The organism is Chryseobacterium sp. KMC2 (genome assembly GCF_016756935.1).
GTDB classification, from domain to species: Bacteria; Bacteroidota; Bacteroidia; order Flavobacteriales; family Weeksellaceae; genus Chryseobacterium; species Chryseobacterium rhizosphaerae.
The window spans coordinates 1-1,901 of the sequence record NZ_JAESIT010000049.1; the positions used below are offsets into that span (position 1 = coordinate 1).

The window sequence follows — 1,901 nt, forward strand, 5'->3', positions numbered from 1 at the left end:
TTTCAGATATACTGTCAACCCATTCCACATTCAAGGTAGCATACTGACTGCTGTTTACGTTTCCTACTTTTCTGATCCTTATTTTATAGGAAGGTTTCTTGTCCACAATCATTTCGTATTGTTTGTTGATCAGGAATGTTTGAAGGACTGTATTGTTATTGTCCAGTAACTCCCCTACAAAATGAGGTCCCTCCGGCAGGCTCCCCTCTGAACCTTCTGCAGGGCTGGTAGTACTTTGAAAAGTAATCTTAAAATCCACCTTATTTCCGTCTCTGCTCACATTGAAAACACCGCCTAAAGGTTCCAGGTTTGAAATAAGAAATTCCTTTTTCCCCATTTGCGTTTCTACTCCACTAAAATAGAAATCATCCAATCCGTATTCCAGGTTCATGGTTCCCCCAGTCGGATATTGGACCTCTTTTAAACTCCCTGACACCGCATAATTAATATCAGGTTTCTTATCATCCCCATAGCCATAGGTCTTATCATCATATGTTATATAGGGGATTCCCCGGTTAAAGGTCTTCCCGTTATAGAATCCCACATAATCAGTCTGATCAGAAAGCCTGTTTGGTAAAGGATAATTTTCATAATACTGTAGTTTGTATTTTGAGTTATCTTTCAGGTTCACCACCTCCTTAAGCTTCAACCTTTTAGTCAGATAGGGAAAGTCAGCTTCAAAACCCGGAACTACCGGTGAATCTGTACTCACAAAGTACTCTTTAACCAGGCTATAATCTGATACCAACGATTTCTGTGGATTTCTCACCTCTACTTTACTTAAAGAAAGTCCATTATTGATATCTTCACGGCCATTATACAGAAATTTGATCTCACTTCCTTCAAATTCAATACTTTGAAGTACATTTTCTGAAAGAACTCTTGTTCTTGTAACAAACTCTTCATAAGTAGTCCCATTTTCAACAGTACAGGCCCTTCCTACTTTTAATCCTTTATAAAAACTACTCAGATAATTGTAATTGCTGGTCAGGTAGTTAAATTTTATTTCCTTTCCGGTTGGTAAAAGAATTCTGGTAATGACAAAATCTGTGGTATTGAAATCCTGAGGATCAGGTGCATTACCACCTCCAACATTTTGGGTCTGATTTCCCGGTTTGAAATAATATTTTATCCCCTGATTATCTGTAAAAACAAATGAGTCTTCAATCTTTACCGTACTATAGGGGATTTGAATGATTCTACCGGCACTGTCATAATAAAACTCTCCTGAGCTGCCACCAATAGCATAAGAATAGATATCCGGCTGGGTATCCGGTGCTCCCAGTCCATTTTTGAGGGTCATGGCAAGAGTATAATCATTTGAGTTCGCTTGGACAGGGTTAAAATTATCAGGATTAATATATTGTATTTTTCCTTTGTCCTCTTTCCCCAAAATCTGTTTGGAAAGAGAAATCCCTCCAACGGATAATGACCAGCCAAGGCCAACTTTTGAAGCGGTTTCTTTGACTTTCACCCCTGAAGCGTGATACTTTAAAGAAATAGGTAAACTAAAATCACCTACTTTGATGGTATACAGAGGAATATCAATGCCTACCGCTCCGGTATGGGTAGAAGTAGGGATATCAATATGTTTGGATAGCTGGCTTGCATCCGGAGATTTTATAGTGAGGTTATATTTACTGTCTTTCGCATCTACTGATTGTGCATAGCCCAGGGCACATCCACAGATGATTAGAGAAGCTGCAATTACTTTTTTCATCGTGTTTATTTTTTAATCAATTTGGCATTCGCCGTTTTATTCGTATCCGTTTTTATGGTCACCAGGTAAGCGCCTTGTACAAGAGCCTGTGTATTGATCTTGGTAACATTATTTTTAGTTTTTATACTCTGAAGCTGTCTTCCGCTCATATCATACAGCATAATATCTGCTTCTTTGAAAT

General features: G+C 38.3%; 2 protein-coding genes. Both read right to left on the reverse strand.

Going from position 1 to position 1,901, the window contains the following annotated elements:
* Window positions 1-1,720, reverse strand: a 1,720-nt coding sequence (locus tag JML65_RS23735) for a hypothetical protein (protein ID WP_202272618.1), incomplete at its 3' end; no start/stop codon positions are given.
* A gap of 5 nt (window positions 1,721-1,725) precedes the next feature.
* Window positions 1,726-1,881 carry a T9SS type A sorting domain-containing protein gene (locus JML65_RS23740; protein WP_262896507.1) on the reverse strand — a complete coding sequence of 52 codons (156 nt, stop codon included), beginning with the start codon at window positions 1,879-1,881 and terminating at the stop codon, window positions 1,726-1,728.
* Window positions 1,882-1,901: the final 20 nt, after the last annotated feature.

Bases quoted from the DNA above. Each gene is read 5' to 3' on its own strand.
- JML65_RS23740 (WP_262896507.1), bottom strand. From the start codon at position 1,881: ATGCTGTATGATATGAGCGGAAGACAGCTTCAGAGTATAAAAACTAAA.